Source organism: Enterobacter sp. SA197, from assembly GCF_054131575.1.
In genome coordinates this window covers 528,904-551,064 of record NZ_CP096393.1, presented here as the reverse complement: position 1 = coordinate 551,064, position 22,161 = coordinate 528,904, and the positions used below count along the sequence as shown (strand labels likewise).

22 protein-coding genes and 1 pseudogene are annotated in these 22,161 nt (G+C 52.9%); 9 read left to right on the top strand and 14 right to left on the bottom strand.

Annotated features, from left to right (window positions below; genetic code table 11):
• Positions 1-16 precede the first annotated feature (16 nt).
• Both M1D91_RS02555 and M1D91_RS02550 read right to left on the bottom strand, forming a co-directional pair.
• Entirely contained in the window at positions 17-1,219 is a 1,203-nt protein-coding gene (locus M1D91_RS02555; RefSeq protein ID WP_437432340.1) for a YjgN family protein, read from the bottom strand.
• A gap of 211 nt (positions 1,220-1,430) precedes the next feature.
• Complete coding sequence (locus M1D91_RS02550) at positions 1,431-2,621, bottom strand: YjgN family protein (RefSeq protein WP_437432339.1); 1,191 nt, start codon at positions 2,619-2,621, stop codon at positions 1,431-1,433.
• Positions 2,622-2,798: 177 nt separating this feature from the next.
• Here M1D91_RS02550 and M1D91_RS02545 point away from each other — a divergent pair, with 177 nt between their 5' ends.
• Positions 2,799-3,302, top strand: a complete 504-nt coding sequence (locus tag M1D91_RS02545; RefSeq protein WP_437432338.1) for a GNAT family N-acetyltransferase — start codon at positions 2,799-2,801, stop codon at positions 3,300-3,302.
• 162 nt (positions 3,303-3,464) lie between these two features.
• Here M1D91_RS02545 and miaE read toward each other — a convergent pair whose 3' ends face one another.
• Positions 3,465-4,223, bottom strand: a complete 759-nt coding sequence (gene miaE / locus M1D91_RS02540; protein ID WP_437432337.1) for a tRNA isopentenyl-2-thiomethyl-A-37 hydroxylase MiaE — start codon at positions 4,221-4,223, stop codon at positions 3,465-3,467.
• A 44-nt stretch (positions 4,224-4,267) separates the two neighbouring features.
• Positions 4,268-4,690 carry a ribonuclease E inhibitor RraB gene (gene rraB / locus M1D91_RS02535; RefSeq protein ID WP_437432336.1) on the bottom strand — a complete coding sequence of 141 codons (423 nt, stop codon included), beginning with the start codon at positions 4,688-4,690 and terminating at the stop codon, positions 4,268-4,270.
• Between the two features lie 160 nt (positions 4,691-4,850).
• Here rraB and argF point away from each other — a divergent pair, with 160 nt between their 5' ends.
• Positions 4,851-5,855: an ornithine carbamoyltransferase gene (gene argF, locus M1D91_RS02530; protein WP_437432335.1), complete on the top strand. Its 1,005-nt coding sequence runs from the start codon at positions 4,851-4,853 to the stop codon at positions 5,853-5,855.
• Between the two features lie 87 nt (positions 5,856-5,942).
• Here the strand turns inward: argF and M1D91_RS02525 are convergent, their stop codons facing one another.
• The 7 genes and pseudogenes from M1D91_RS02525 to M1D91_RS02495 all read right to left on the bottom strand — a co-directional run.
• Positions 5,943-6,668 carry a GntR family transcriptional regulator gene (locus tag M1D91_RS02525; protein WP_437432334.1) on the bottom strand — a complete coding sequence of 242 codons (726 nt, stop codon included), beginning with the start codon at positions 6,666-6,668 and terminating at the stop codon, positions 5,943-5,945.
• Between the two features lie 86 nt (positions 6,669-6,754).
• On the bottom strand, positions 6,755-8,173 hold the full coding sequence (locus tag M1D91_RS02520) for a YfcC family protein (RefSeq protein ID WP_437432333.1): 1,419 nt from the start codon (positions 8,171-8,173) through the stop codon (positions 6,755-6,757).
• 68 nt (positions 8,174-8,241) lie between these two features.
• Positions 8,242-9,810 carry an amidohydrolase gene (locus M1D91_RS02515; RefSeq protein WP_437432332.1) on the bottom strand — a complete coding sequence of 523 codons (1,569 nt, stop codon included), beginning with the start codon at positions 9,808-9,810 and terminating at the stop codon, positions 8,242-8,244.
• A gap of 89 nt (positions 9,811-9,899) precedes the next feature.
• Entirely contained in the window at positions 9,900-10,730 is an 831-nt protein-coding gene (locus M1D91_RS02510) for a PfkB family carbohydrate kinase (RefSeq protein ID WP_437432377.1), read from the bottom strand.
• A 10-nt stretch (positions 10,731-10,740) separates the two neighbouring features.
• Positions 10,741-11,715, bottom strand: a complete 975-nt coding sequence (locus tag M1D91_RS02505; RefSeq protein WP_437432331.1) for an SIS domain-containing protein — start codon at positions 11,713-11,715, stop codon at positions 10,741-10,743.
• A gap of 481 nt (positions 11,716-12,196) precedes the next feature.
• Entirely contained in the window at positions 12,197-12,649 is a 453-nt protein-coding gene (locus M1D91_RS02500; RefSeq protein ID WP_437432330.1) for a YhcH/YjgK/YiaL family protein, read from the bottom strand.
• 202 nt (positions 12,650-12,851) lie between these two features.
• Positions 12,852-12,944: pseudogene (locus M1D91_RS02495) on the bottom strand (hypothetical protein); the annotation flags it as partial.
• On the opposite strand from M1D91_RS02495, the gene pyrL reads away from it, so the two are divergent.
• The 5 genes from pyrL (at position 12,924) to M1D91_RS02470 (ending at position 15,531) form a co-directional block, all read left to right on the top strand.
• Positions 12,924-13,070, top strand: coding sequence for a pyr operon leader peptide (gene pyrL, locus M1D91_RS02490; RefSeq protein WP_437432329.1), 147 nt, complete (start codon positions 12,924-12,926; stop codon positions 13,068-13,070). The pseudogene M1D91_RS02495 and the gene pyrL overlap by 21 nt on opposite strands.
• Positions 13,063-13,998 (top strand): aspartate carbamoyltransferase, encoded by a 936-nt coding sequence (gene pyrB, locus M1D91_RS02485; RefSeq protein WP_437432328.1) that lies wholly within the window; start codon positions 13,063-13,065, stop codon positions 13,996-13,998. Before pyrL ends, pyrB begins: the two co-directional genes overlap by 8 nt.
• A gap of 12 nt (positions 13,999-14,010) precedes the next feature.
• Positions 14,011-14,472: an aspartate carbamoyltransferase regulatory subunit gene (gene pyrI, locus M1D91_RS02480; RefSeq protein WP_437432327.1), complete on the top strand. Its 462-nt coding sequence runs from the start codon at positions 14,011-14,013 to the stop codon at positions 14,470-14,472.
• A 102-nt stretch (positions 14,473-14,574) separates the two neighbouring features.
• Positions 14,575-14,961: a 2-iminobutanoate/2-iminopropanoate deaminase gene (ridA, locus tag M1D91_RS02475; RefSeq protein ID WP_437432326.1), complete on the top strand. Its 387-nt coding sequence runs from the start codon at positions 14,575-14,577 to the stop codon at positions 14,959-14,961.
• A gap of 111 nt (positions 14,962-15,072) precedes the next feature.
• On the top strand, positions 15,073-15,531 hold the full coding sequence (locus tag M1D91_RS02470) for a transposase (RefSeq protein ID WP_437432325.1): 459 nt from the start codon (positions 15,073-15,075) through the stop codon (positions 15,529-15,531).
• 372 nt (positions 15,532-15,903) lie between these two features.
• Here M1D91_RS02470 and M1D91_RS02465 read toward each other — a convergent pair whose 3' ends face one another.
• The 3 genes from M1D91_RS02465 to mgtL all read right to left on the bottom strand — a co-directional run bounded on the left by M1D91_RS02465 (position 15,904) and on the right by mgtL (position 19,470).
• Positions 15,904-16,317, bottom strand: coding sequence for a hypothetical protein (locus M1D91_RS02465; RefSeq protein WP_437432324.1), 414 nt, complete (start codon positions 16,315-16,317; stop codon positions 15,904-15,906).
• A gap of 282 nt (positions 16,318-16,599) precedes the next feature.
• A complete protein-coding gene (gene mgtA / locus M1D91_RS02460; RefSeq protein ID WP_437432323.1) occupies positions 16,600-19,305 on the bottom strand; it encodes a magnesium-translocating P-type ATPase in 2,706 nt (901 codons plus the stop codon).
• Positions 19,306-19,419: 114 nt separating this feature from the next.
• Positions 19,420-19,470: a mgtA regulatory leader peptide MgtL gene (gene mgtL, locus M1D91_RS02455; protein ID WP_437432376.1), complete on the bottom strand. Its 51-nt coding sequence runs from the start codon at positions 19,468-19,470 to the stop codon at positions 19,420-19,422.
• 163 nt (positions 19,471-19,633) lie between these two features.
• Here mgtL and treR point away from each other — a divergent pair, with 163 nt between their 5' ends.
• Both treR and treB read left to right on the top strand, forming a co-directional pair.
• Positions 19,634-20,581, top strand: coding sequence for a trehalose operon repressor TreR (treR, locus tag M1D91_RS02450; RefSeq protein ID WP_437432322.1), 948 nt, complete (start codon positions 19,634-19,636; stop codon positions 20,579-20,581).
• Positions 20,582-20,711: 130 nt separating this feature from the next.
• Positions 20,712-22,130 (top strand): PTS trehalose transporter subunit IIBC, encoded by a 1,419-nt coding sequence (gene treB, locus M1D91_RS02445; protein ID WP_437432321.1) that lies wholly within the window; start codon positions 20,712-20,714, stop codon positions 22,128-22,130.
• The last annotated feature ends 31 nt before the right edge of the window (positions 22,131-22,161 follow it).

Sequence of the window (22,161 nt, the reverse complement as noted above, 5' to 3'; positions counted from 1 at the left end):
TATTTACTGAGCGTAATCAGAACACCGCAGGGAAGAAGGAAAGCCCACGCGCCAGCAGGTTCGCCGGGTCTTTCGCCGGTTGCTGACCATGATTTTCCAGCGTCAGATTCTGCAACTCGCCGTGCACATGGGTGTTTTCCAGCACATAGCGGGTAAAACGCACTTTCGCCCACGGCCACGCCAGGAACAGCGTTACCATGCACACCAGAACGTTGGTTACCGACAGCCACATCACACGACCAATAGTGACGGTTGAGGAGAAGTGGATGTTTTGCGCCAGCGAAACCTGCGAATAGATGTAGTTACGCATTTTCACGAAGGCGAAAATAAAGCAGAACAACGCCCCGAAAATATAGACAAAGTAAGCCAGCACCATTCTGCTGTAGAGCGGCCCGGCCAGCACTGCCAGTTGCTCAGGATCGCCCCCTACCACCGATGAGTACTGCATCAGGGTCATCAGGGCCGGAACGACAATAAACATCGCCAGCGCAAGGAACGGGAACAGCAGCAACATTGAGAACAGCGCAATCATAGTACATTTCTTGATGGAGAAGCTGCCGGCAAATTTCTGCGTGCCATACTGCAGGTTATTTACCAGCATACCGTACCACTGCGCCGTGTAGATCCCCTGCATTACGGCCATACCGAGCAGCAGACAGAGCGAACCAATGCCAATACCCACAAACATCGCCGTATAAGAACCCGTGCTCATGGTGCTGGTCATTATTCCGGAGAAAATAAGAACGGAGACCACCATGATGAGCAACGGACAACCCAGCATCACCCACCAGGCGCGCAGCGGGCTGGCATAGAAGCTGAAACGGACATTGTTAATTTCCGTCATCAGCATCTGATAGCGCAGACCCTGTGTCACCAGCCAGGGAAAGAAGATCAAAAAGAGCCCAATCATACAAAAGGATAACAGGACGTTATTGTGGACCATGTTTACAAAAAAGATAACGTAAAGCACCACCAGGCAGAGCCAGCCGATGAATACCGAACTGCCGGTGGCATGGTAAGAAAAACGCGCCCCTTCCAGTTCCGTATTAGCATAAAAATAACGGCGTGCACGTACTAATGCCCAGGGTAAAAAAAGTCCCATCGTGACAATAGTCAGTAAAATATTAACCAGCCAGATCCAGAAATAGCCGGCACCGCTCCCCTGGAACGTAAAATTCCGTGAGGGTGCTGCCGTAGCACCTTGAGTTTCGAAAGACATAACAATCCTTATCGTAAATAGAACAACACCAAATAAGCCACACTACCATTGCGGTTTTTATTGCCGTTATTAAGTTTAGTTAATTTTGTACTAAAAATGTAGCGACTAATATTACTGGGATTGTCAGGGTATGCTGATGATGCTATAGCGGGAAAACAGGCGGAAAAACTGAGAGTGAAATAAAGGCCGAAGTACGCTTCGGCCGGCAAGGTTAAAGAAAGGGAATCACCGGCATCACGCCGCGAGACACCGTTGCAACCACACCTTTATCCACCTGTTCATTGTGGTCAGTCAATGCCACGCTGGAGAGGCAACCTTCTACCCAGGAGTGGCGGGCCTGATAGCGGATAAAGCGCATCTTCATCCACGGATAGGCTAAGCCACAGGTTATCATCGAGACGAAAACCAACTGCAACAACTGGACAACAACACCGTAAAATGTCAGGGTTGAGGCAAAACGAATGCGCCCGTCTGCCAGGGTTAGTCCATTCATAAAGTGGTTGCGATAGGCCTGCCAGATATAAGCAGAGGAGAGCAAAATCGCCGCGAAGTAGAGCAGGTAGCACAACAAAATCAGCCCAGGGAAATGCGAAATCACCTCGTTGTCTGAACCGCCCATCCTCCGCAGCATGTCCATATTGCTAAACGACAGTGAGAAGCAGTAGAAAATCAGCCCTAAAAAAGGGATTAAAATACACAGCGAGAACAGGCAGGCTTTAATACAGAATTTCGTGCTGACATGAATATCAAATTTATGCACGCCAAACTGCCCGCTCTGCCCAATCAGGGAGAGCCATCTGGCATAGACATAGCCATTGATCCCGCTCAGGCCCGTTATTCCAATTAGCGCAAGGAGAATGATTTTCACCAGCAAACCGTCAAAATTATAACCGTTGAACATCATATACCCGAGGCTAAATAAAACCGTGCATAAAATAAGGGTCAACAGCGTGGGCAGCCCCATTATTATCCACCAGGCGCTTTTCATCGAACAATGAAATGCAAAGCGGATATTATTCAGCGTGGTCATCAGGGCATTATATTGCAGGCTTTTTACCATCAGAAACGGCATCACCAGCATGATAACAAACAGAGTCAATGAGCTTACAAAAGGATGGAGCAGCCCGGCGACAAAGACAACAATAAACAGGATTATCGCCATGAGTAGCCAGCTCAGAAACAGTGCACTCCCCTTTGCGTGGTAGCCAAAGCGTGCGCCGTTGAGTTCGAGATTTTCATAGAGGTAACGGCGGGATCGCACCATCGCCCAGGGCATGTAAATACCAATAGTGATAAGCGACAGAAAAATATTGACTAGTGAAATTAAAAAATAGTCCAGACCTTTACCATGAAATATAAACGACTGCCTTACATCATTCTTAAAACGGATATCTCCGTGCATAAAAACATCATCCTTAAATATAAGCATTGAATAAGCAAATAATGATTATCACTTCCGTGAGCGCGCTACGATAACGTATCGACCAATAAATGGCATCTGTATTAAACAACTTGCACGCACTTTCAGAGAGTGCTATTAAATACGCCAATTAATAAGTTTGTATTATTGAGTGTATGTATGAATGTAGTGGCTAAACAGTGCGTAACATTACGCCCAATTCGTGCCTGTGATAATGCCGTTATCGCCGCCGTTATCCGTCAGGTTTCCGCAGAATACGGTCTGACTGCTGACAAAGGCTATACCGTGGCCGATCCTAATCTTGATGAGCTTTATCAACTCTACAGCCAACCGGGCCATGCCTATTGGGTGGTTGAGCAGGATGGCGTTGTTGTGGGCGGCGGCGGCGTAGCACCACTGAGCGGTAGCGAGCCGGATATCTGCGAGCTGCAAAAGATGTATTTCCTGCCCTCAGCGCGTGGCCTGGGGATGGCAAAAAAACTGGCCCTTCTCGCCCTTGATCACGCGCGTGCGCAGGGGTTTACGCGCTGTTATCTGGAGACTACGGCCTTTCTGAAAGAGGCAATAGGCCTGTACGAACACCTTGGCTTTATGCATATTCATGAGCCGCTCGGCTGTACCGGGCATGTGGATTGCGAAGTAAGGATGTTGAAATCACTTTAAACCATGCCTCCCTCACGTTGTACGGGAGAGGCAAACCGCTTACTGATATTCCGCGGTCAGCCGAATAACGCCCACAACACTCACCAAAGCGGTAATGCCGCCTCTTTAACCGCCCTGGAAAGATGTCACGCCGTGAGAAACAGAACAACCGCTTCTGACAGGTCAGAGCGGCACGCCGCTGTGAAAGCGGAATTCGGCATCAGGGGTGCTGATCAAGGCGGCTTCAACCTCACCAAAATAGCGAATACGTGGCGTAATGTCGGTCTTTGAAATTTGCTGCGCCAGCGTCAGGTAATCCTGATAATGGCGGGCCTCCGAGCGCAATAGTGACAGATAGAATGCTTTTAGCTCATCGTCCAGATGCGGTGCCAGCGCCGCAAAGCGCTCGCAGGATCGCGCTTCGATATAGGCGCCACAGATGAGCTTATCGATAAGAGTCAACGGTTCATGCGTGCGCACCCCTTTCAGCATACCTTTGGCGTAACGACTGGCGGTGATTTTCACATAGGGAATATTGCGCGCTGTCATGGCTTCACGAACCTGCCAGAAATGGTGCAACTCTTCTTTAATCAGCAATACCATGCTGTCGATTAATGCCTGTCCCCACGGATCCTCCGTTTTGGGCATCGCGCCTTTGGCTACCTGTTTTTGCAACGTATTGAAATCGGGCTCTGGCCCTTCACGAAAGGCGAACGCCTCGTAGGGTTTCAGCCATTCCAGCAGCATGTTGGCCCCTTCTTTACTGGCAACGTATTTACGCACCAACAGCATGGCCGTTTGCGCCGCTTTCAGTTCGCAGATCAGATGGTCGGTGAGTAACAGAGGCAGATGTGCCGGGTCACGGGCTTTGTCTATCCAGGCTTGCGGGGTCGTGCAGTGCAGAAAGTGTAAAACCGGAGAGAGTATTTGCGGGTAATCCATGCCTGTTCCTTGCAGTGCGGCAGCCGAAGCCGCCGCAGGGGGATTTAGTGACGCACGCCGTCGTCGTCTTCATCCTCATAATCGTCATCACCTTCGTCGCCGTCTTCACCGTTCGGGTCTTCGTAGTAGGTGCCCCAACCGTCGTATTCGACTTCAAATTTTTCTGCGAGATCCATCAGTTGTACAACCTGAGCATCAATCAGATCGGCATTCAGTGCGCTCTCAGAAAGCAGGTCGCAGCAGATAACGACTTCGCCATCTTCCAGCTCCAGCTCTTCCGGCTCGGTCACTTCATAGCCCATCTTAAAGGCTTCGACCGCCACTTTTTCCAGAGTTTCGAAGTCATCTGCCGACAGGTGATGCTCAATGGTGTACAGCGCATCAGGATCGCTGCCGTCTTCCAGCAATTCTTCAATAATCAAACGCGTCTCTTCGCGCTGCTCTTCCAGTTGTTCCGGGTTCGCCATGGCTCATTCCTCATAATGTGGCAGATAGACTTATTGTCACATACCGCCGTCAATGCCTCCACTCCTGGGAGAAAAGATTTATTCATAGCGCTTGAAAATGAATATTAATACATATAAATTGAATTTTAATTCAATAAGTGGCCAGCCAGGTGAGGGAACCATGACGACGTTTTACCAAAAGCACTTTTTAAAATTACTCGATTTTACCCCTGAACAAATCAACACCCTGCTACAACTTGCCGCCCGGTTAAAATCTGATAAGAAAAAAGGTCAGGAAGTACAAAAGCTTACTGGTAAAAACATCGCGCTCATCTTCGAAAAAGACTCCACTCGCACCCGGTGCTCTTTCGAAGTTGCCGCATTTGACCAGGGCGCTCGCGTCACTTATCTCGGCCCAAGCGGCAGTCAGATTGGGCATAAAGAATCAATTAAAGATACTGCGCGCGTGCTGGGAAGAATGTACGACGGGATTCAGTATCGTGGTTACGGCCAGGAAATCGTTGAAACGCTGGCGGAATTCGCCGGAGTACCGGTATGGAATGGCCTGACAAATGAGTTCCACCCGACCCAGCTGCTGGCCGATTTACTGACCATGCAGGAACACCTGCCGGGAAAACCCTTTAACGAGATGACCCTGGTGTATGCCGGCGATGCGCGCAATAACATGGGTAACTCAATGCTGGAAGCCGCCGCCCTGGTTGGCCTGGATCTGCGTCTTGTCGCCCCGACCGCCTGCTGGCCGGAAGAGCGCCTGGTGACAGAATGCACGGCGCAGGCCAGGAAGAACGGCGGCAACATTACACTGACTGAAGATATTGCCGCAGGCGTGAAGGACGCGGACTTTATCTACACTGACGTGTGGGTCTCAATGGGCGAGGCAAAGGAAAAATGGGCAGAGCGGATCAGCCTGCTACGCCCGTACCAGGTGAACAGCCAGATGCTGACACTGACCGGCAATGCCAATGTGAAATTCCTTCACTGCCTGCCGGCATTCCATGACGACCAGACCACGCTCGGCAAGAAAATGGCGGAAGAGTTTGGTCTGCACGGCGGGATGGAAGTGACGGATGAGGTGTTTGAATCAGCCGCAAGCATTGTGTTTGATCAGGCTGAAAACCGGATGCATACGATTAAAGCGGTGATGGTGGCGACGCTGGCTCCGTAATCATTTCCACGGCGCGCTACGCCTACCGTGGCGACACTCAGGCGTAGCCCGGATAAGCGCAGCGCATCCGGGAGAATCACCCGCATCTCAAAAATTGAATTTATACCGCTCGGCAACGATAAGCTGCTCGCCGTAGTGAATAGGCTGGTAGTCGGCATCCAGAATCAGCGTCTTCATTAAAAACAGCGGCTCTCCGAGCGGCTGTTCCAGCAACGTTGCCGTCTCGCCGTGGGCGCGCACCATCTCCACGGTGGTTTCCCCGGCATGGGTCGGGCAAATCGCGTACTTTTCGCGTAAAAGCTGATACAACGAACCGCTCAGATCTTCCTGCTGTAAAAAACCAAATCGCTTGAGTGAGTAGTAGTTATTCTCCAGCATCAAAGGTTGGTCCCCCGCGCGACGCAGGCGTTGAATATAGAGCAGCGAGTCGTCGTCAGCTAAGCGCAGCGCTTCGCGAATATGGTGATAATCGTCGAGGATAGCGGTACGCAGCACCTTGCTGGCGGTAGTCAGATGGCTACTGTCACAGGCATCGGTAAAGCTCAGCAGATGCACCACTTTACGTTCAATCTTCGGCAGACAAACAAAGGTACCCTTTCCCTGTTTCTTAACCAGATAGCCTTCGTCCACCAGCTCTTTAATAGCGTTACGCACCGTCACACGGCTAATGTCATACAGCTCGCTCAGCTCAACTTCGGTGGGTATTTTCGCCCCTTCCGTAAGTTTGCCGGAGGAGATATCGCTGAGGATTTTATCCTTCAACTGTCTGTATAGCGGGACAGCGGTCTGCTGTTGCAGTCCATTACTCAACATCGCGTATTCACCAACAGGGCCAATGATTTGAACCCGGATTATAGTCGATGCGCGCACGGCAAACTATGCCGGCGCGCATAGCGCGGTTAAACCCAGGCGGAGATGGCCGCAAAAATGGCGCTGGTGATCCACAGCAGCGGAAATAGGCGCATAATCACCCGCAGCCACTGACCAAACCCTACGCGCGCAATCGACAACCCGGCCAGCAGCACACCGCCGGTGGGCGAAATAAGATTGGTCAGCCCGTTACCAAATTGATAGGCCATCACCATCGCCTCTTTATTGATATTAACCAGATCGCCCAGCGGTGCGAGCACCGGCATGGTTAACGCCGCTTCCCCCGAAGAGGACGGCACGAAGAAGGTGATGATGTTATGGCTCAGCAGCATCAGCGTCGTAAAAGCATACTGCGGCAAACCATCCAGCATTTCCGACAGGCCATAGAGCAGGGTGTCGATGATTTTGCCGTTTTCCGCCACCACCAGAATGCCGCGCGCCAGGCCGATAACGACCGCGGCATAGACAAACTCTTTGCAGCCATCGACAAAGCTTTCCGCCACATCGCTCACAGACATTCTGCTGACGATACCGGCAAACAGCCCCAGCGCTAAAAAGACGGTACCAATCTCCACCATATACCAGCCACGGGTGATGAGCCCCCAGGAGATAACCGCCAGCGCGAGTACAAAGGCGATGATGATCAACCGGTCACTCAGCGAGAAGTATACCGTTCCTGTCTGCTCTCCCATAAACAGCGTGCGGTTCTGGGAGTCGCTTTCATACGACGGTGATTTGCTCGGATCACGCTTCACGCGATGGGCGTACCACATGGTGAAGATAATCGACATCGCGGTAAAAACCACCCAGGCAATGGCGCGCAGCCAGAGCTGTGGGTTGCCCTGAATACCGGCAACGCCCTGGGCGATAAGCACGGAAAAGGGGTTGGTCATCGCGCCGACGTAGCCAATCTGCGTCCCCAGAAACAAGATCAAAATGGCGGTGAGGGAGTCATAGCCCAGTGCGAACATCAGTGAAATGAAGATGGCATAGAGCGGAATGACCTCTTCGCTCATGCCGAAAGTCGCACCGCCCAAGCTGAACAGCGTCATAGACAGCGGAATCACCAGAATCCCTTTGCCTGCCAGCCGCTGCGCCAGCGCAAGCAGGCCGCGCTCAATGGCGCCGGTCCGCATAATGATGCCAAACGCGCCACCGACTATCAGCACAAAGGCGATCACATCGGCTGCTTTAATGATGCCTTCTAAGGGAGCGGCAAGAATTGCCGAAAGTCCCTGTCGTAAGTCACCATCAGTGGTGACTTTTTCAAGTACATGATAAGAGCCGGGCACCACCAGGCTTTTGGTCTCGCCACCCGGTAAAGTGACCGCGTGATAGTCAAAGCTGCCGCTGGGGATGCACCACGTTAAAACGGCAACCACAACAATGATAAAAAAGATCAGAGCGTAGCAGTGGGGTACGGCCCATTTTATTGTTGGAATACGCATAATCTGCCTCGGTAAGAATTCGCTTTATCGCCTGTCATCACGTCGTCTGTGCGCGTGAAGGCGGGCGTCTATAAAACATCGTGTGTTGTACGGCCATCCATCAGGGTCAGCACCACTCGCGCGTTACGCACTTCATCATCGGCACAGGTGAGCAGGTTGCGGTCGAACACGGCAATATCCGCGCGCTTGCCCACGGTCAGACTTCCGGTCTGTGCCCCCATGCCATGCTGAACGGCGGCGTTGATGGTCCAGGCTTTCAGAAGCTGTGTTCGCGTCATTCCGTGTTCGCGATACCACCCTTCTGGTGGCGAACCATCGGCAAAATGGCGACAGCAGGCCGCATAGATCGCATCGGGAATACTGGGGATAAACAGCGGCAAATCGGTGCCGATGGTCACCAGAACCCCGGCATTGAACAGCGCGGCATAGTTAAAGAACTGCCTCTCCCTGGCTTCGCCTCCGCGCTCACGCATATAGGCGTCAGACGCGCTCTGATTAAGCAGCAGTATCTGCGCGTAGACCTCAGCAGAAAGGTCCAGTGCGGCAAGACGTGGGATATCGTCCGGATGCGGGCACTCGAGATCGCTTAAGGCGTGATGGCGCACTCGAGGAGGATTGACGCGGTGACATTCAGCGAAAATATCGATGCAATGACGTATGGCGGCATCCCCTTCGGCGTTCAGGCAGCAATTAAGCCCAAGCCGGTCGGCTTCCAGCACCTGTTGGCGCAATACCGCGTAATCCACCGGTTTTTCGTTATGCGTGTGCGGCCGGTCAGTATAAGGCTGCAACATATCGCCGGTGTAATCGGCAATCACGCCATCTACCATAAATTTAAAGCCATGAAAACGCAGCCGGTAAGAGTGAAAACGGTCACGCGCCTGGCGGGCAAAAGTAAAATTAGCGGCGCTGGCCACTGGCTCACTGACCAGGCTGACGCGCAGTGACAGTTCATCATTCGCCTCAAGCCCGGCCCAGGCGTCCAGCAGCGCGGGGGCATCATCAAAACAGACATCTTTAATTGCCGTTATACCGCGCGTCGCCAGCATCGCCATAAAGGCGCGCAACTCTTCTTTTACCTGCCCCACGTCGTTAAGCATTTCTGTAAGCAGGTGCACACGTGCCTCCGCGCTACAGTCGTCAGGCGTGAACCCGTAGCGAGCGATCGCTGCCTGATTCATCCAGCAGTAGCTCTTGTCACTATTAATCGCGACCACCGGGCGATGGGGAAAAGCGTCGTCAAGTTCTGCACTGTCAGGCAACGCTCCCCACTGCGCCGCAGACCAGCCCCACGCGTAAAGGCTTTTTCCGGCAGGCAGACCCTGCTCCGCTTTTTTGAGCAGCGATAGTGCCGCCGCGCTAGTGTTCGTGGCGCTAAGATCTACGCCGCGATGCATGCTCATATACCCCGTGAAAAAGGTGTGATTATCACAAAAACCAGGACAAATTAGCCGCTCGCCAAGATCGCGAAAATGGGTAGTGGGGCCGCGCCACGGGCGAATATCTTCATCGTTTGCAAGTATCGCTGAAATAACGCCGTGGCTTATAACAATATATCCAGAAAATAATTCATCGCTGTCGGCAGTAAATATATTATCCGACCGCAGAATAAGATCGGCAGTATGATATTCAGGCATAACTCTTTCCTTATTGGGGAAAAAGCGCAAAACCGCGCCCCTTCCCCTCATAAAATGAGCGAAATAAAAACCTATTTAGATAGCGTTATTTAATAGCGAACACCGTAGCCGAAAGCCCCCTCTTTGAGGCAGATTTTCGCCGAAAATAATGCGGCTTGCTTAAGGCTTGCAGGAATCGCTTCTTCATCCGGGGTATTTGTCTGTGCAAGATAATGGCACAGGAAGGCGGTAATAAACGCGTCGCCTGCCCCCATCGTATCCACAGGCGTGACATATTCCGGGGCCTGTTGATACCACTGCTTGCCATCAAACAGAATTGCCCCTTCGCTGCCACGCGTGGCACAGACAATCCGACTGCCGCTATTATGCGCCTGCTGAATAATGCCTCGCGTCTGCTCAAGGCTGTAATCAGCGCAGGAGAAAAAGGCAAAGTCGACATACTGACAAAGCGGCAACGCCTCTTCGAGCACAAAATCATCCGAGAAGTCATACGAGACGGGCACACCCAGTTGCTGTAATGCCGGAAGCTGTTCTTCCATATAGCTATAACAACCGCTGTGAATGAGAGAATATTCCCGCAGATAGTCCGTATGATGGAAAATAAAATCCATTGAAGTTGTTTTACGAATACCTCCGGCATTTGATCCGAGAAATATTCGCTCGCCATTCTCTATTTTAAGCTGCGCACAACCATTCTCCCCGGAGACATATAAACAGTGCGGATGTTTGACACCCAGTTCGTCCAGTACGGAAATAACATGTTCTGCCGCGCTGTCATTGCCAAAAATGCCCAGATACGCCGCTTCATAGCCCAGCATAGAGGCATAAGCTGCAAAATTAAGCGCATTGCCGCCTGGGTACATCGTACGAATATGGGCATACTGATCGACGACATTATCGCCAACGCCTATGACTTTCATCATGCTCTCCTTAATACGCGACTTGTCCCATATAGCGACGTGTTTCCAGCGGGTGTTGACGAATATCCGCCAGCGCCGAACGATATTCACACATAATGCTGTAGAACAGCACCGGGTTAAAGAACTCCACGACGCGGGGAGGAAGTACGCCAATACCCAGCTCTTTTGCATCAACCACTTCCACTTTTTCTGCGTAGGTGGAAAGGAAAGCGTTAGCCCGCTCATCCATCACGCGCGTGCGACCTTCGTTCATCAGTAAGATAAACGGCGTCTCTTTATCGGTCACTTCAAACGGCCCGTGGAAATATTCGCCGGAGTGAATGGGCGCGGCGTGCAGCCACTGCATCTCCATTAACGAACAAATGGCGAAGCCGTAAGCATGGCCATAGGACGCACCGCTGGAAAGGATATAAAACAATTTTTCGTCCTGATAAAGACGGGCAAAGCGCTGGCAGCGGTCAGCCACCTGTTGACGCGCTTTTGCAATAACGCCGTTGATTTGTTCCATGCCCTGCTGAAAATCCGCATAAGGCGCATACCCTTCCACCTGATTGAGTACCTCGACGCACAGGCTGAGGATAATCGCCATCGGGTTATCAACGACATTGGTATCGTTGCCCCAGGCATACAGAATGTTATGGCTGGCGTGCTGAATAAGCTTCGCCTGTTCGTTGTGGGTCAGGGTCACGGTTTGCGCCTGATGCGCACGCGCCAGTTTTGCCGCCGCGACCGATTCCGGCGTATTGCCGCCGTGCGAACAGACAATGACCAGTGAGTTTTCACTGAGGGTTTTCGGGGTGGCATAAACAAATTCATTCGCGGTGTACATGCCCACATGCAGCGTGGTGGCTTCGCTGTCGAAGAAGTATTTTGCCGGATACATATCCACCAGCGAACCGCCACATGCCACCAGAAACACCTGGCGAATCCCGCCATTGTCTTTAACATTGGCCGCCAGTTTTTCAATAATTTCTTTGATATTCATAACGTTGAAAATCTCCACATAAGTTAGACGCAGGGATATTGAATTCGGGATAACATTAATACGTTATAATACGTATTAATGAGATCGCCATCATGTTTTCGTTATGCGATGTGGTAAGGGGAAGCCAGGCAGGGAGGGAAAGTGGAAAGCCAGATTCGTTGGGTGCGCTGTTCGTGTAGCTCTGATAAGGGGTGAGGGGTAGCCAGATGTTTTCCCGGGTGTGCATGCGCTTACCCGGGCTACGACCGGTTTTCTCCCTCTCCCCCCGGGGAGAGGCCAGGGCTAGGGGGGAAAATGCGGCTCGGGAGGTGGGTTCCGTTCACCTTATGTTCATGGCGAAATGGATCTCCGGACACGTGAACGGGTAAAGGGGAACACCGCGTTCCCCTTTACAATCTCTGCGGCCCCGCAAAGAAATCGGTGCTTCGCACGGCGATCGCTCTCCTCGCCCGGTAGGATGAGGGGAAACGGGTAACGCGAGTCAGGCTACTAAAACCTTCACCACCACTTTGCGCACCTGCGCAGGCGCACCGACGGCGCACAGCGGTTTATGCACTTCGCCGGGATAGAAGACCACAAAATCCCCTTCGCTCAGGGTGAAGGTTTTTTCCTCGTCGCCTTTCGGCAAAAACGCAATGTCTTTATCCGCCAGCCAGTCGGTATCCGGCGCACCCGCAGGCAGGGTGCTGAACGTCATGCCTTCCTGACCTTTCAGGACAATCTGGATATCCAGATAGCGCGCATGATACTCCGCACGGCGCTCGGCGAAAGGCTGAGTCATATCTTCTGACACCAGGTAAAACAGGCGGCTGCCGTCGATGTCATGTTTACCGGTTGGGGTGGCCTCGGTGACATGCGCTTTAATATGTTCAATGGCCTGGCGCAGCTCCTGCGGAAGCCAGCTCTGGAGGTGGTGGATATTGCCAACGATCATGATTCACTCCTTAATATAAAACAATGTTTCATTTTTTCTTTTATACGGAAAAACCCTGTTGGCTACCACCCCTTTCTGCCGAAGCTTTGCGCTAACGCATGTTTATTCCAGCGATCTCCCCTCCGTACCTGGCCCATGCAGGCACATCAGTTAATTACCCATAAATTATGCATTTATATGCAAATAAACCGATTGCTTATGGTAAATGTTGCATTAATCGCTTGATCGACCAAAACAGCTGAGTATAATCGCGGACAATTTGCCGGGAGGAAGCATGGTCCAGTGTGTTCGACATAGTGTCCCTGGGCGTCTGAAAAAGGACGCTGGCCTGCCGTTTTTCTTTCCGCTGCTTACCCCATTCCACAGCCCCTCTATTGAGGGGCTTTTTTTTGCGCAGTCGTCAGGAGATAACCATGGCTAATCCGCTGTATCAAAAACATATCATTTCCATAAACGATCTCAGCCGCGAAGAACTTGAACTGGTGCTGAACACTGCTGCCCGACTGAAAGCCAACCCGCAGCCAGAGCTGCTCAGGCACAAAGTGATCGCCAGCTGCTTCTTTGAAGCCTCTACCCGAACCCGCCTCTCCTTCGAGACCTCTATCCATCGTCTCGGGGCGAGCGTGGTAGGCTTCTCGGACAGCAGCAACACGTCGCTTGGCAAAAAAGGCGAAACCCTGGCGGACACTATCTCGGTTATCAGCACCTATGTGGATGCCATCGTGATGCGCCATCCGCAGGAAGGGGCCGCACGCCTTGCGACCGAATTCTCCGGCGGCATTCCTATCCTTAATGCCGGTGATGGCGCGAACCAGCACCCGACGCAAACGCTGCTCGATCTCTTCACCATCCAGGAGACTCAGGGCCGCCTGGAAAACCTCAACATCGCGATGGTCGGTGACCTGAAATATGGCCGCACCGTCCACTCGCTGGCGCAGGCCCTGGCGAAATTTAACGGCAACCGCTTCTACTTTATCGCCCCGGATGCGCTGGCCATGCCGCAGTACATTCTCGACATGCTGGATGAGAAAGGGCTTGCCTGGAGCATTCACGCCAGTATCGAGGAGGTGATGGCCGAGGTGGACATTCTCTATATGACCCGTGTGCAGAAAGAGCGTCTCGACCCGTCTGAATACGCCAACGTGAAGGCGCAGTTCATTCTGCGTGCCAGCGACCTGACCGGAGCACGTAGCAATATGAAAGTGCTGCACCCGCTGCCGCGCGTGGATGAGATAACGACCGATGTCGATAAGACGCCACACGCCTGGTACTTTCAGCAGGCAGGCAATGGCATCTTTGCGCGTCAGGCGATTCTGGCACTGGTTCTGAATAGTGATTTGGCTCTGTAGGAGGAAACGACAATGACACAGGATAACAAACTCCAGGTTGAAGCCATCAAACGTGGCACCGTAATTGACCATATCCCGGCACAGATCGGCTTCAAGCTACTGTCCCTGTTCAAGCTGACCGAAACCGACCAGCGCATCACCATCGGCCTGAACCTCCCCTCCGGCGAAATGGGCCGCAAGGATCTGATTAAAATTGAAAATACCTTCCTGACGGATGAGCAGGTCGATCAGCTGGCGCTGTATGCGCCGCTGGCGACGGTAAATCGTATCGATAATTACGAGGTGGTGAGTAAGTCACACCCGAACCTGCCGGATCGCATTGATAGCGTGCTGGTCTGCCCGAACAGCAACTGCATCAGCCACGCCGAGCCGGTGGCCTCCAGTTTTGCCGTAAAAAAACGCGCTAATGATATCGCCCTGAAGTGCAAATATTGCGAAAAAGAGTTTGCCCACTCGGTAGTACTGCGCGGTTAATCATCGGGTCGGGGTGAACAAAGCAGAGCAACAGGCATGCAACTTAAAGCATGATGGGTATAATGGCCCCGACCTTTTTACCGCTGTTCTTCAGGAGATAACATGACTAAAACTATCGCGACGGAAAATGCACCAGCAGCAATCGGCCCTTACGTACAGGGTGTTGATCTTGGCAGCATGATCATCACTTCCGGTCAGATCCCGGTAGATCCGAAAACCGGCAGCGTGCCGGAAGAGGTGGCAGCCCAGGCGCGCCAGTCGCTGGAAAACGTTAAAGCCATCGTCGAAGCCGCTGGCCTGAAAGTAGGTGACATTGTTAAGACAACGGTTTTCGTGAAAGATCTGAACGATTTCGCCACCGTTAACGCCACCTATGAAGCCTTTTTCGCAGAGCATAATGCGACCTTCCCGGCGCGCTCCTGCGTTGAAGTGGCCCGCCTGCCTAAAGATGTGAAAATCGAGATTGAAGCCATCGCGGTTCGCCGCTAGTCGCTGTCAGGCAAGATAATCCGGGTCGAAGCGAAGCCTGGATTATCTTTTCTCCTCATCGCCCCCACTTTTATTCCCCCAGTAGACAGGTCGCGCCACGGAGGTTCAGCAATGGCAAATGCACGATTTACAGAAGAGCAGATTGCGGCATTTCTGCAGCAGGCCAAAGGTGGCACACCGGGTAATGAACTGTGTGAGAAGTATGGCTTTAGCATGAGCACGCTTCGTCGCTGGGAAGAACAGCATGCCAGGCGCATTCGCGGTGACTTAAAGAAAATGGAAACCACAGCATCATTCGTCTTTCTCGGCTTCCTGGTTACCTCCGTATTGCTGGCACTGATTTTCTCGAAGGCCGTCGCTATCTGGACGATCCCTCTTTTCCTGGTTTACTGCGTGAGTTATATCTGCCGCTACCGCGCACTGTCTGCGAAACATATCAAAATAGGCGATACCTTCCTCGCCCGCTCAGGTGTGGGCACGGGTAATGCGTTTTATATGTTTAGCTGGACCATCCTGATCCTGGTTCTTGCCTCATTGGGATACGGGTTGATCCGGCTTATCTTTGAGTAATTGGCCTGTGCAGTCAGTAAAGGAATAAACCAATACTTTGCCAGTGTTGGTTAATGTCACCGAGTCCTTTGCAAGATTCTCGATCGTCCAGTTATACAACTCCATTGGGCTTGTAGTGTGAGATTCAATATATTTAGAGAGGCAAACCCGCCCCGTAATCCAACTTATTCTGGAGCGATAAACATTCAACTTCAGCACATCAGCACCTTCGTCTCGTACTCTTTCCAGGGTAAAAATCATTTCGTTGTCAGTTCTAAAACTGACAAGATCGTTATATCTCTGAGCTGAACCAATTAAAAAGACACATACCAATAGTACGAGCAGTAGAAAAACAACAGTTCGTCTGTGCTGCCGTAAAAAATGATTCATCGCTTATTCCCCCCATGAGAAAATATAACCCGATGAACCGATAAGGGCTTTATTCTTCTTGAGACATTTAATAGTGCCCCATTTCTCTCTGGCTGTCTGAATATTATTTTCATAACCAATAGTCTGATAACGATATCTGTAAGGCTGAAAGGGGCTGGCAAGCGCAATGCTCATTTCTCTCACCCTGACTTTCCCAGAGGATTTTTCCAGATAAACATATAACCCATGTCTGGAGAGCTCGTCAGCGTAGTGCAAACGTGACTGATCGTTACGGCACCATTGTACGGCCACCAACGCACTGCTTTCACGCACAAAATCCCAACAAGCGCAAATCACATAAAGCATATAAATAAATGCAGCAACCGTAACGATGCGGACTATCTTCGACAGGAAAAAGGCGTACCCACGTTCAGTCATGCCATTTAACCTCGGTCTCAATCGTGCCAAATATGTTGAACTCTCTGGCCAGACACTGTTGATCAAAATCGCCACATAATAACAACACGACTGAAGTTATATTAATCATGTAAAGACCAATAAAGGAATAAATATTCTTTTACGCTAACATCAATATTTAGCCTGTTCTGATAAGTAGCTTTAACCATTTATTATTTCAGAAAAAATTTAGCCCTCGTAAAGCGGGTCATAAAGGGCTAACAGAGAAAGCGTCATGGCTACCGTAGCAGCCATGAGGTGAGATTACTGCCAGCCATACCGGCGGCTGTAGAACCCTTTTACCAGTTGGGTCAGCGTCATATAGCCTGCCAGAATGGCAATCAGCCACGGGAAGTAAGACAGCGGCAGCGCCTGCAATTGCAGGTAACTCGCCAGCGGCGAGAACGGCAACGCAATGCCCACCACAATCACCATTAGCGTCATCATTATCAGCGGCCTGGCGGCGCGGCTCTGGATAAAGGGCACGCGACGGGTACGGATCATATGCACAATCAGCGTCTGCGACAGCAGTCCCACCACAAACCAGCCGGACTGGAACAGAGTCTGTGCTTCCGGCACGTTGGCCTTAAATACCCACCACATCACGCAGAAGGTCAAAATATCGAAGATGGAGCTTATCGGGCCGAAGAAGATCATAAAGCGCCCCAGATCCGCCGGGTTCCAGCGCTGCGGTTTTTGGATCTGCTCTTCGTCCACATTATCAAACGGGATCGCCACCTGGGACACATCATACAGCAGGTTCTGAATCAACAGGTGTAACGGCAGCATCGGCAGGAACGGCAGAAAGGCGCTCGCCACCAGTACGCTAAAGACGTTACCAAAGTTGGAGCTGGCGGTCATTTTGATGTATTTCAGCATGTTGGCGAAGGTCTTACGCCCTTCAATCACCCCTTCTTCCAGCACCATCAGGCTCTTTTCCAGCAGGATGATGTCGGCGGCTTCACGGGCAATATCCACTGCGCCATCAACGGAAATACCGATGTCCGCCGCACGCAGCGCAGGTGCATCGTTAATACCATCCCCCATAAAGCCTACCACGTGCCCCTCCCGCTTAAGCAGCGTGACAATACGCTCCTTGTGCATTGGCGTCAGGCGGGCAAACAGGGTGGTCTCTCTGGCACGTTTAGCCAGTTCGTCATCACCCATTTGCTCTGTCTGGTGGCCGGTAACCCACTCCCCCACCTCCAGCCCGACGTCACGGCACACTTTCGCTGCCACCAGCTCACTGTCTCCGGTGAGTATTTTGACCGTCACGCCGCTGGCCTTAAGTGCTTTCAGCGCCGGTTTGGTGCTCTCTTTCGGCGGATCAAGGAACGCCATGTAACCTTCGAGGATCAGATCCGACTCATCCACACGCAGGTAATCGCCGGTGCGCGCAGGCAGGTATTTCGTTGCCACCGCCACCACACGCAGCCCCAGGCGATTCTGCGTTTCGGTCACCCGCTGAATGCGTTTCAACATGCTTTCATCCAGCGGCACAATGCCGCCGTGGTAGCGTGCCTGAGTACAGACGCCAAGGACTTCCTGTAGCGCCCCTTTGCAAATCAACAGATGCTTATCCGCCTCTTCTGCTACCACCACTGACATACGACGGCGTTCAAAATCAAAGGGGATTTCGTCAATTTTCTGCCAGCGTGAAGCGAGCGCCTGGGCTGTTTCTGCTTCCACCCCTTCCAGCACCGCCACGTCGAGCAGGTTTTTTAGCCCGGTCTGGTAATGGCTGTTCAGCCAGGCCATATGCAGAACGTGCTCACTGAGTTTACCTGCTATATCTGTATGATTTTCAATAACAATCTTATCCTGAGTCAGGGTGCCGGTTTTGTCAGTACAAAGAATGTCCATCGCACCGAAGTTTTGAATGGCATCCAGATGCTTCACAATGACTTTTTGTTTTGCGAGCTTCACCGCACCACGCGCCAGCGTTGAGGTGACGATCATCGGCAGCATTTCCGGCGTTAAGCCCACCGCCACCGAGAGCGAGAAGAGCGCCGCTTCCCACCAGTCCCCCTTGGTAAACCCGTTTATCAACAGCACGACCGGCGTCATTACCATCATAAAGCGAATCAACAACATACTGACGCGGCTTATACCTTTCTGAAACGCATTCGGTTCGCTCTCCTGCTCGCCGACGCGCCCGGCCAGTTGACCAAACCAGGTATTGCCTCCCGTGGCGATGACGATGGCCTGCGCCGTGCCGCTTACAACGTTCGTGCCCATAAAGCACAGGGTGTCGCTCTCAAGCGGGTTGGTTTGTTCCGGGAGGCGCGTATGTGCCACTTTTTCCACCGGCAGCGACTCTCCGGTGAGGGACGCCTGGGCGACAAAAAGATCGCGAGCCTGCACCACACGTAGATCGGCAGGGATCATATCCCCCGCCGCCAGTCTGACGATGTCACCGGGCACCAGTTGATCGAGTGGGATCTCAAGCCAACTGTTTTCACCTCTGGCATTTATTATGCGCAGAACGGTCGCGGTATTACTCACCATTGCCTTGAGCGCATCCGCCGCCCTGGTGGATCGCGCCTCCTGAATGAAATTCAGGCAGGTGGAAATCGCCACCATCAGGCCTATAACCCCTGCTGCGAACAGATCTTCTGAGGCATAAGAGAAAAGTCCCAGACAGGTCAGCAGCAGGTTGAACGGGTTGCGATAACAGACCCACAGGTGTCCCCACCAGGGCATCGGGCGCTGGGCGGGGATCTGATTTATGCCGTGCGCTTCCCGCGCGCGCTGCACCTCCTGGGCATTCAGCCCCTCCGGGTGGGCGCTGAGGGGTTTCCACAGTTCAGGGATAGCCATCTTCGCAAGCGTCAGACAACGTGCGCTTAAGGAGGCGGAAACCTCAGCATGGGGGGAATGTGCCGCGTCAGGCAGCGGGTCGCGCTGCACCAGACGGCGAGGTAAATGACGGTTAAGCCGGGCGAGAATCCGGGTAATATTTTTGAACATGATAAGTCCCTTATCTTGCGGGCACGGGCAAGCCGCGTCCTGAAGACGTAATAAATTGTGCAGGGACGTGTGACGTCGCTGCCTTACGCTTCCGGTAAGGCAGCAGAGACGGGCTTACCGGAAGAAATATCTCCGTCGGGGGAGAGGTGCGGGATCAGGGTCCATAGAGCCTCCGGTAAGGGTAAAAATGTCTCGGTAACAGCGTGAAAATAGTAACGCAGGTGAATTAAACCGAACGTAAACCGGACTTTACTCATTGTCGTCTGGTTGAGTGTTGACCAAACTTGCTTTACTCTGCAAACCGCTGAAGAGGGACAGGACAGGACGCATGCAAAACCGGCTGACAATCAAAGACATTGCGCGCTTAAGTGGCGTCGGGAAATCCACCGTTTCTCGTGTGCTGAATAATGAAAGCGGCGTCAGTGAACGCACCCGCGAGCGCGTAGCAGCGGTGGTTAATCAGCATGGTTTCTCCCCTTCCCGTTCCGCACGCGCCATGCGCGGCCAGAGTGACAAAGTGGTCGCCATTATTGTCTCCCGCCTGGATTCTTTGTCTGAAAACCTCGCCGTCCAGACCATGCTGCCCGCCTTTTATGAGCAGGGTTACGACCCGATCATGATGGAGAGCCAGTTCTCCCCGGAACTGGTGAAAGAACACCTCCAGATGCTGAGCCGACGTAACATCGATGGCGTGGTGCTGTTTGGTTTTACCGGCATCACCGACACCCTGCTTCAGGCCTGGCGCGCCTCGCTGGTTCTGCTGGCGCGGGATGCCAAAGGTTTCGCCTCGGTCTGCTATGACGACCAGGGGGCCATTACGCTTTTGATGCAGCATCTTTTCGAGCGGGGCCACCGCCAGATCAGCTTTATCGGCGTCCCCCATAGCGATATCACCACCGGTCAGCGCCGCCACGAAGCCTACATGGCGTTTTGTCAGCAGCACCAGCTCACGCCGCATTACCTCCTGCCGGGGCTGGCGATGAAGCACGGTTATGACAACGTGGCCCGCGTGCTCACTCCGACGACGACCGCGCTGGTCTGCGCCACCGACACCCTCGCGCTCGGGGCGAGCAAATACCTGCAGGAACAGCGCACTGAAAATCTGCAGCTTGCGAGCGTAGGCAACACGCCGCTTATCAAATTTCTTCACCCGGAAATCATCACCGTGGATCCCGGCTATGCCGAAGCAGGCCGTCAGGCCGCCGCGCAGCTTATCGATCAGGTTAATGGTCGCGCCGATCCACGACAGATAGTGATCCCCGCCAGCCTCATTTGATCCCCTCTCCGTTCGGTTTATTGTGATCGTCGCCTGATTACGGGAACGTTCCCATTTTCAGTTATCCATTCAATGGATATGCTTGCGCGCATTCATCAGCAGTCATTATTTCTCTCAGTGGGGCATCACGATGAGCAAAGTCAGACAGGAGTATATTGCCAGGCTTATTGAGCTGGTCGGCGGGCGCGAGAACATCGCAACGGTGAGCCATTGCATCACCCGCTTGCGTTTCGTCCTCAATTCACCGGCCAAAGCCGACCCAAAAACAATCGACACTCTCCCTATGGTCAAAGGCTGTTTCACCAATGCCGGCCAGTTCCAGGTGGTGATCGGCACGGATGTGGGCGACTGGTATCAGGCTCTGATCGCCACGATCGGCCAGGCCTCCGTCGACAAAGAGCAGGCGAAACGTGCCGCCCGACAGAACATGAAATGGCACGAGCAGTTGATCTCGCACTTTGCAGAGATCTTCTTCCCGCTCCTTCCGGCGCTAATCAGCGGTGGCCTGATCCTTGGTTTTCGCAATGTCATTGGCGACCTGCCAATGAGCAACGGCCAAACCCTGGCGCAAATGTCTCCCGGCCTGAAAACCCTTTATGACTTCCTGTGGCTGATTGGCGAAGCGATCTTCTTTTATCTGCCGGTGGGTATCTGCTGGTCAGCGGTGCGTAAAATGGGCGGTACGCCGATCCTCGGTATTGTGCTCGGTGTGACCCTGGTGTCGCCGCAGCTGATGAACGCCTATGATCTCGGCAGTAAAATCCCGGAAGTGTGGAACTTCGGCCTGTTTGCCATTGAAAAAGTAGGCTACCAGGCACAGGTCATCCCCGCCCTGCTGGCAGGCCTGGCGCTGGGCGTGATTGAAACACGTCTCAAAAAATGGGTGCCGGACTATCTCTATCTGGTGATGGTGCCGGTCTGTTCGCTGCTGCTGGCGGTGTTTCTCGCCCACGCCTTTATCGGCCCGTTTGGCCGTATGATTGGCGACGGTGTGGCCTTTGCCGTCCGCCACCTGATGACCGGTAGCTTCGCGCCAATTGGCGCTGCGCTGTTCGGATTTCTGTATGCGCCGCTGGTCATCACGGGCGTGCATCAGACCACGCTTGCCATCGACATGCAGATGATCCAGAGCCTCGGCGGCACCCCGGTATGGCCGCTGATCGCCCTTTCGAATATTGCTCAGGCCTCGGCGGTGACGGGAATCATCCTCACCAGCCGTAAACAGAACGAGCGCGAAATTTCCGTTCCGGCTGCCATCGCCGCCTACCTTGGCGTAACCGAACCGGCCATGTACGGCATCAACCTGAAATATCGCTTCCCGATGCTCTGCGCAATGGTAGGTTCTGGCCTCGCCGGGCTGTTATGTGGTCTGAACGGCGTGATGGCGAACGGCATCGGCGTCGGCGGTCTGCCTGGCATCCTCTCCATTCAACCGGGCTACTGGCAGGTCTTCTCAGTGGCGATGGCGGTGGCGATTATCGTGCCAATGGCGCTCACCACGGTGATTTACCAGCGTAAGTTCCGCCAGGGCACGCTGCAGATTGTGTAACATTTTGGGGCGCGCTTGCGCCCCTTCGCTT

Coding starts and splice junctions, on each gene's coding strand:
- M1D91_RS02555 (WP_437432340.1), bottom strand. CDS start 1,219: ATGTCTTTCGAAACTCAAGGTGCTACGGCAGCACCCTCACGGAATTTT.
- M1D91_RS02550 (WP_437432339.1), bottom strand. CDS start 2,621: ATGCACGGAGATATCCGTTTTAAGAATGATGTAAGGCAGTCGTTTATA.
- M1D91_RS02545 (WP_437432338.1), top strand. CDS start 2,799: ATGAATGTAGTGGCTAAACAGTGCGTAACATTACGCCCAATTCGTGCC.
- miaE (WP_437432337.1), bottom strand. CDS start 4,223: ATGGATTACCCGCAAATACTCTCTCCGGTTTTACACTTTCTGCACTGC.
- rraB (WP_437432336.1), bottom strand. CDS start 4,690: ATGGCGAACCCGGAACAACTGGAAGAGCAGCGCGAAGAGACGCGTTTG.
- argF (WP_437432335.1), top strand. CDS start 4,851: ATGACGACGTTTTACCAAAAGCACTTTTTAAAATTACTCGATTTTACC.
- M1D91_RS02525 (WP_437432334.1), bottom strand. CDS start 6,668: ATGTTGAGTAATGGACTGCAACAGCAGACCGCTGTCCCGCTATACAGA.
- M1D91_RS02520 (WP_437432333.1), bottom strand. CDS start 8,173: ATGCGTATTCCAACAATAAAATGGGCCGTACCCCACTGCTACGCTCTG.
- M1D91_RS02515 (WP_437432332.1), bottom strand. CDS start 9,810: ATGCCTGAATATCATACTGCCGATCTTATTCTGCGGTCGGATAATATA.
- M1D91_RS02510 (WP_437432377.1), bottom strand. CDS start 10,730: ATGAAAGTCATAGGCGTTGGCGATAATGTCGTCGATCAGTATGCCCAT.
- M1D91_RS02505 (WP_437432331.1), bottom strand. CDS start 11,715: ATGAATATCAAAGAAATTATTGAAAAACTGGCGGCCAATGTTAAAGAC.
- M1D91_RS02500 (WP_437432330.1), bottom strand. CDS start 12,649: ATGATCGTTGGCAATATCCACCACCTCCAGAGCTGGCTTCCGCAGGAG.
- pyrL (WP_437432329.1), top strand. CDS start 12,924: ATGGTCCAGTGTGTTCGACATAGTGTCCCTGGGCGTCTGAAAAAGGAC.
- pyrB (WP_437432328.1), top strand. CDS start 13,063: ATGGCTAATCCGCTGTATCAAAAACATATCATTTCCATAAACGATCTC.
- pyrI (WP_437432327.1), top strand. CDS start 14,011: ATGACACAGGATAACAAACTCCAGGTTGAAGCCATCAAACGTGGCACC.
- ridA (WP_437432326.1), top strand. CDS start 14,575: ATGACTAAAACTATCGCGACGGAAAATGCACCAGCAGCAATCGGCCCT.
- M1D91_RS02470 (WP_437432325.1), top strand. CDS start 15,073: ATGGCAAATGCACGATTTACAGAAGAGCAGATTGCGGCATTTCTGCAG.
- M1D91_RS02465 (WP_437432324.1), bottom strand. CDS start 16,317: ATGACTGAACGTGGGTACGCCTTTTTCCTGTCGAAGATAGTCCGCATC.
- mgtA (WP_437432323.1), bottom strand. CDS start 19,305: ATGTTCAAAAATATTACCCGGATTCTCGCCCGGCTTAACCGTCATTTA.
- treR (WP_437432322.1), top strand. CDS start 19,634: ATGCAAAACCGGCTGACAATCAAAGACATTGCGCGCTTAAGTGGCGTC.
- treB (WP_437432321.1), top strand. CDS start 20,712: ATGAGCAAAGTCAGACAGGAGTATATTGCCAGGCTTATTGAGCTGGTC.